The 6,602-nt window shown below is 47.3% G+C and carries 6 protein-coding genes and 1 rRNA gene; 3 read left to right on the top strand and 4 right to left on the bottom strand.

Annotation, left to right across the window (positions count from 1 at the left end):
- Together ACRCZA_RS09210 and ccoG are read right to left on the bottom strand one after the other, a co-directional pair.
- Nucleotides 1-142: ribosomal RNA gene (locus ACRCZA_RS09210) — 16S ribosomal RNA — on the bottom strand; the annotation flags it as partial.
- Between the two features lie 674 nt (nt 143-816).
- A complete protein-coding gene (gene ccoG, locus ACRCZA_RS09215; RefSeq protein ID WP_438674150.1) occupies nt 817-2,244 on the bottom strand; it encodes a cytochrome c oxidase accessory protein CcoG in 1,428 nt (475 codons plus the stop codon).
- Between the two features lie 91 nt (nt 2,245-2,335).
- Here ccoG and ACRCZA_RS09220 point away from each other — a divergent pair, with 91 nt between their 5' ends.
- The 3 genes from ACRCZA_RS09220 (at nt 2,336) to ACRCZA_RS09230 (ending at nt 4,194) form a co-directional block, all read left to right on the top strand.
- Nucleotides 2,336-2,686: a hypothetical protein gene (locus ACRCZA_RS09220; RefSeq protein ID WP_438674151.1), complete on the top strand. Its 351-nt coding sequence runs from the start codon at nt 2,336-2,338 to the stop codon at nt 2,684-2,686.
- 185 nt (nt 2,687-2,871) lie between these two features.
- On the top strand, nt 2,872-3,774 hold the full coding sequence (locus ACRCZA_RS09225) for a 1,4-dihydroxy-2-naphthoyl-CoA synthase (protein ID WP_438674152.1): 903 nt from the start codon (nt 2,872-2,874) through the stop codon (nt 3,772-3,774).
- A gap of 216 nt (nt 3,775-3,990) precedes the next feature.
- Complete coding sequence (locus tag ACRCZA_RS09230; RefSeq protein WP_438674153.1) at nt 3,991-4,194, top strand: DUF2061 domain-containing protein; 204 nt, start codon at nt 3,991-3,993, stop codon at nt 4,192-4,194.
- A 333-nt stretch (nt 4,195-4,527) separates the two neighbouring features.
- On the opposite strand, the gene ACRCZA_RS09235 is transcribed toward ACRCZA_RS09230, so the two are convergent.
- Nucleotides 4,528-4,869 (bottom strand): hypothetical protein, encoded by a 342-nt coding sequence (locus ACRCZA_RS09235; protein WP_438674154.1) that lies wholly within the window; start codon nt 4,867-4,869, stop codon nt 4,528-4,530.
- Between the two features lie 169 nt (nt 4,870-5,038).
- On the bottom strand, nt 5,039-6,602 hold a 1,564-nt coding region (glmS, locus tag ACRCZA_RS09240; protein ID WP_438674155.1), incomplete at its 5' end, for a glutamine--fructose-6-phosphate transaminase (isomerizing).

Raw genomic sequence — 6,602 nt, forward strand, 5'->3', positions numbered from 1 at the left:
CGACTGGGCAGATCCCTAGGCATTACTCACCCGTCCGCCGCTCGCCACCTCATGAGTAAACTCACTTGTGCTGCCGCTCGACTTGCATGTGTTAGGCCTGCCGCCAGCGTTCAATCTGAGCCATGATCAAACTCTTCAATTAAAGTTTTGGTGTTTGACTTACGTCAAACGGCTCAATGAATTCTACTGTTTTGATTCGCTTTGCTCACTAAGAAACATCGCGTTTCAATTCATACATTACTGTATGTACATATTGCTATGAACACTCATTCATTGATTTAATTCTTTGATTACTCGCCAAACGGCAGAGTAATTTCGATTAACTCAACACCTGTGAGTGTCCACACAGATTTCTTGTTTTATCTTATTAAAGAGCAACTCAACTTCGTAAGAGAAGTGAAGTACCACACCGAGCGCTGAACGCTTGCGGCGGGCTTTGGTTGACGTTTCGTCAACTCAGGGTGGTGCATTTTACGCATCTCCCGGTTCGCGTCAAGTGTTTTTTTTAAACTTTCTTCACGCTCATCAATCAGTAATCTAGTAGGTTACTCACCGATGACTGCCACTGGCTAACTGCGTTTCGCTGCCTGCCGTGTCAGTGGATGCGCATTATAGGCAGCTGAACTTTTTGTGCAAGGGCTTTTTGTTAGAAAATGACATTTACCGGTTTAGATGCTTAGTTATCAAACAATCCGTATAAAAAAGGGGCTAAATCGCCCCTTTATCGCTCACATCCCGCCATTAGACACGATAGTTACGCAGTCATCCACCACCTTTTTATGGCGTAAATAGATGCAGGACCATGTTATTTATGCGCTATGGGCCGAAGAAACGGGATTCTTGCTCGACTTCAATGTCTTTACCATCGATTACGGTTTTCACTTTTATCTCGATATCAGTCACTGAGCGACTAAGCTCTACCGGATCCACTCCAACACTGATCGGCAGCGTTAACACTTCACCCGCCATAATGGTGACAGTGTTAGGGCCATACCATTTATAGTTATTTAAACCTTCGACGCTCATCGTGTATTCGTGGGCTTGTTCGGTTTTATTCAAAATCTTTAGGGTGAAGGTATTTTCAATCAAGCCTTGGTTGTTTTCGCGATAGAGCTGATTACGATCGCGAATGATATCCATACGAACAGGCGCTATCGTCGCGCTCGCGTAGATGAAGACCAAGATCATCACGATGAGCACTACCCCATAGCCCACCAGTTTTGGCCTGAGCACTTTTTGTTTAATGCCCTCGAGCTTATTCTCAGTGGTATAGCTAATAAGGCCCAATGGATACCCCATGCGCTCCATGGTTTGATCGCACGCATCGATGCAAGCGCCGCAGTTAATGCATTCGTACTGTAAGCCATTGCGGATATCAATCCCTGTAGGGCAAACCTGAACGCAGAGATCGCAATCAATACAGTCACCTAAACCTAACTCTTTGCTATCCGCTTTACGGGCCCGTGGGCCGCGCTTTTCACCGCGTTGACTATCATAGCCCACGATAAAAGTGTTTTTATCGAACATTGCCGATTGAAAGCGCGCATAGGGACACATGTGCAGGCACATGATTTCGCGCATCCAGCCAGCATTGCCATAGGTTGCTAAGGTGAAAAAGATCACCCAAAAGTACACGCCTCCCGAGGCGTTTAATGTAAAGACATCAATGTAAACTTCACGGCTGGGAACAAAATAGGACACAAAGGTCATTGCGGTAAGGAACGAAAGTGATAACCACGCAATGTGTTTGGCGGTTTTTCGCCAAACCTTATCAAAGCTCCAAGGCATTTGGTCGAGCTTAATGCGCTTATTGCGGGCACCTTCTAGCTTTTCTTCAAACCAAATGAACATAAAGGTCCAAACTGTTTGTGGGCAGGTATAGCCACACCAAACTCGACCGAGGTATGTTGTAATAAAAAAAAGCGCAAAAGCGGCTATCATAAACAGAGCAGCAAGAAGGGTGAGATCCTGCGGCCAAATCGTTAGACCAAAAACGTGAAATTTCTGCTCTGCGAGATGAAACCAAACGGCCTGACGATTTCCCCACGGGATCCAAGGCAGGCTCAGGAAGAGCAACATGGCCACCCACCCCATGCGCCGGCGTAACGAGCTCCATAAGCCGTCAATCGCTCGTACATATATCCGGTTGCGAGGGTTAAAGCGGTCTGCCTTGCTCGCATCTGGCTGATGAATCTTAATTCGAGTGGATGTCGAATAGTCCTTGTTATTAGATTCTGGGTTCATCGTGACAGCCTTTTACTGCTTTAATATTGGACAAAAACGGGCTTATTATACCCACATTGTTAATGGTTATTCACTTATGTTGGAATAAAAGATGAAAGGTTGGATCATATTAGCGTTACTTGCTGGCGCGTTATACTACTTATACACTAAAACCGACAAACTGGATGCGCCAATCGCGGCGGCCGAAGACATCGTGCATAAAATCCAGCACAAGCTCGATTCGATGACAGGCACCCAAATCATCAAGATCGATAAAAAAGTCGCCCAAGCCAGACAGGACATCCTAGAGCGCTTATCGAGCACCGAACTGGCTGAATTTAATAAAATCCCCCTCACGACAGACGCCATTGCCGATTTTAAAGAGCAATATTGCGGGCCAAATGCAACGAAGCACCCTGTTTTTAGTCGGGATAATCTTCTTTATATTTGCGATAACCTTTAAGATTGCCAGCAAAACGCTAAGCACCGTCGAGCTAAAAACCAGCGGCACTACGCTGATAAGCTCAATATGTCGCAGCACTATACTTACAAATGCGACATATAGAGGCGTACGCTAAGGGCTTACAAAAGCGATCTTACCCATGATTTCACCTAGCCCAGAGGCTAGACAAAGACAGGCTGAATACCATGACACCAGCAGTATCAGATATTTTTGACCCCACACTGTGGGATGAAGTGAGCGGATTTCAATTTGATGACATCACCTACCACAGAGCCAAGGCCCATGGCACAGTGCGTATTGCCATCAACCGCCCAGAATGCCTCAACGCCTTTCGCCCAAAAACCGTAGATGAACTTTACATTGCACTTGACCATGCTCGCCAATGGTCCGATGTTGGCTGCGTATTGCTCACGGGCAATGGCCCTTCGGCTAAAGGTCAGTACTCCTTCTCATCCGGCGGCGATCAACGCATTCGCGGCAAGGATGGCTATAAATACGAAGGAGCCGAAGCAGGCAAAGCCGATATCGCCCGCATGGGACGGTTGCATATATTAGAAGTGCAACGCTTGATCCGCTTTATGCCTAAAGTGGTGATTGCCGTTGTTCCCGGCTGGGCTGTCGGCGGCGGCCACAGCTTACACGTGGTATGTGACTTAACCTTAGCCTCCAAAGAACACGCCATCTTCAAACAAACCGATCCCGATGTCGCAAGCTTCGATTCTGGCTATGGCAGTGCTTATCTTGCCAAGATGATTGGCCAAAAACGTGCCCGTGAAATCTTCTTCTGTGGCTTTAATTACAGTGCCGATGAAGCCTTTGCCATGGGGATGGTCAATAAATCTGTGCCTCATGCCGAGCTAGAGGTCGAAGCCTTAAGATGGGCTAAAGAGATCAACTCTAAATCACCAACCGCCATGCGCATGCTGAAATACGGCTTTAACATGACCGACGATGGCATGGTGGGCCAACAACTGTTTGCCGGTGAAGCCACTCGTTTAGCTTATGCCAGCGCCGAAGCGCAAGAAGGCCGCGATGCCTTCCTTGAAAAGCGTGATCAAGACTTTTCAGCCTTCCCTTGGCATTACTAACCCTTAGCGCAATTTTAGTTAGACGATAACGCCAATTTAGTCGCGCGTTGAATCACCAGAAAACCCCCAACGCCCTCCATTGCGAGGGCGTGATCGTTTTTACGGCAAATACATAGATAAAAGCGTTTGCACTAATCTGAAATCACCACTTTAAAATCTAATGAGAATTGTTATCATCTAATCATTCCCGATGGGATCGGATAAGAGGACAAACTCATGACCAAGACACTCACTTTTGCGGCACTGCACTTTAGCGTTGCTTTTACTGTCACTTATCTATTAACCGGCAGCGTGCTGGTCGGCGGTGCCGTGGCCTTAGTTGAACCCGCCATCAACACAGTGGTGTTTTACTTCCACGATAAGGTGTGGACACGCATCGAAGCCAAAAAACAGCACAAACTTAGCAGCATCGCCGCATAGCACTGTGGGACGGCTTGGCGTACCACTGTCGGCATTTCAAATGATCGAGCGGCACTCCAATAAAAAAGCAGCGCGCCCACAAGCTGCACTGCCACTATCATCAGGTTAATTTAATGCATCGACGCACCTTAACATCACCTTGATGCCTGCCGCACAGAAAAGTCATGTGTAGGAGGGTAATAACGTTTCAGATTAAACCTGACCAGAAATAAAGATTCTGGATACTTCAGAATTAAAATCTTAATTCTCCAGTTTCGAATAAAATATCTATGGGTTAACGCCTGCATAAGGGCTGCAAAATGTAGCGGCGACTTGATACGTTTGTTAGGCGAGTTAGTCAATTAGTCCTACGACCACATACTCATAGAATTTGATGCCTCTTTCGTTGATATATGCTCCGCCCAAGTTACCAGCATATGCTCCACCGGATGGTAAATTTAGCAATCCTGAGTAGGCAAGAGGTTGGTAATCAAGTTTAGCCCCTTCAGTCCAAATAGACCGTTTTTCAGAGTCATTTCCAGCATTGTCCATTCGCTGCTTGTATTCATAAAACTCCCTCAATCTAAAGAACCCCTCAAACGGGTTAATCAGCTCTATGCTGAACATTAATGAGTTGTACACATTAACTGTGAAACGGCCATTCTTGAACGTTTCCACAAAAAGCTTGCCCAGCATTTAAAACACAGTGCGGGGCATATTCGATGTAAAAATGGCAGCGTACCCCCGAATTCAACTCCGAAGATATCGCTGCCATTTTGGTCTGATACTTTAATGCTCAGTATGGTGCTTTATTGCTTGGCAGGAGAGGTAATTACTCTCCTGCACATATGCAACGCAAACTCACTTATTCAACGGTAACCGATTTTGCGAGGTTACGCGGTTGATCTACGTCGGTACCTTTGATCAATGCCACATGGTAGGACAATAGCTGCAGCGGAATGGTGTAAATCAGCGGCGCCATAAAGATGTCGCAGTGGGGTACGGGGATCACTTTCATGGTGTCGTCCGACTCAAACTCGGCATCCACATCAGCAAACACATACATTAAACCGCCACGGGCGCGCACTTCTTCAACGTTTGATTTCAGTTTTTCGAGCAATTCGTTGTTAGGCGCCACCACAATCACTGGCATATCGGCATCAATCAAGGCTAATGGGCCGTGTTTTAGCTCACCGGAGGCATAAGCTTCGGCGTGAATGTAGGAGATCTCTTTAAGTTTGAGCGCACCTTCCATCGCGATAGGATATTGATCGCCACGGCCAAGGAATAAGGCATGGTGTTTATCCGCAAAATCTTCAGCCAATTCGGCAATCGCAGCATCTAAGCCTAAAGCTTGCTCCACTTTAGCGGGCATGGATTGGAGGCTTTGAGTGATCTCGGCCTGCATTTGCTCGGACATGCCATTGTGGCGACCGATCACCGCCGTGAGCATTAATAGACCGGCAAGTTGCACGGTAAACGCTTTGGTTGAGGCAACGCCAATCTCTGCACCGGCCTTCATCATGTATGCCATGTCCGATTCGCGCACCAGTGATGAACCTGGGGCATTACAAATCGTCAATGTGGCTTTGTAACCCATTTCTTTGGCTAAGCGCATGGCCGCTAAGGTATCGGCAGTTTCACCCGATTGTGAAATCGTCACCAACAGGCTATTTGGGAACAAATGCGACTTGCGGTAACGGAACTCAGAGGCGATTTCAACGTTACAAGACACGCCAGCCCAATCTTCTAACCAGTAACGCGCCGCCATGCCGGCATGGTAGCTAGTGCCACAGGCGATGATTTGCACATGCTTGATATCTTTTAAAAACTCAGCAGCGTTGTCACCAAACGCCGTGTCTAATACCTGCTTGTTGGCGATGCGGCCTTCGATGGTCCGCGTCAGAGCCAATGGCTGCTCGTAGATTTCTTTGAGCATATAGTGGCGATATTCGCCCTTGTCGCCAGCGTCGTGGGTGATTTCTGATTCTTTAATTTCACGGGTGACTTTATTACCATGCACATCGAAAATGCTCACACTGCGGCGCGTCACTTCGGCCACATCCCCTTCTTCTAAAAAGGCAAATGAGCGGGTGACCGGTAATAATGCCAGTTGATCCGACGCAACAAAGTTTTCGCCTAAGCCAAAACCAATGACCAGTGGGCTGCCAGAGCGGGCCACGACCATACGGCCACTATCGCGACGATCAATCACCACCGTGCCATAGGCGCCTTCTAACTGTTTAACGGTCGCTTGTACTGCAGCGAGCAGGCTATCGTGGCGTTTTAGCTCATGGTGGACTAAGTGACAAATCACTTCGGTGTCGGTATCGGAGCTAAAGCTGTAACCTAAGCCTTTGAGCATTTCGCGTAATTTGTTGTGGTTTTCGATAATGCCATTGTGCACTACGGCAATATCACCCTCGGAT

This window comes from Shewanella sp. (assembly GCF_051658185.1).
In the GTDB taxonomy this organism is placed as follows: Bacteria; Pseudomonadota; Gammaproteobacteria; order Enterobacterales; family Shewanellaceae; genus Shewanella.

Coding starts and splice junctions, on each gene's coding strand:
- ACRCZA_RS09225 (WP_438674152.1), top strand. CDS start 2,872: ATGACACCAGCAGTATCAGATATTTTTGACCCCACACTGTGGGATGAA.
- ccoG (WP_438674150.1), bottom strand. CDS start 2,244: ATGAACCCAGAATCTAATAACAAGGACTATTCGACATCCACTCGAATT.
- ACRCZA_RS09235 (WP_438674154.1), bottom strand. CDS start 4,869: ATGCTGGGCAAGCTTTTTGTGGAAACGTTCAAGAATGGCCGTTTCACA.
- ACRCZA_RS09230 (WP_438674153.1), top strand. CDS start 3,991: ATGACCAAGACACTCACTTTTGCGGCACTGCACTTTAGCGTTGCTTTT.
- ACRCZA_RS09220 (WP_438674151.1), top strand. CDS start 2,336: ATGAAAGGTTGGATCATATTAGCGTTACTTGCTGGCGCGTTATACTAC.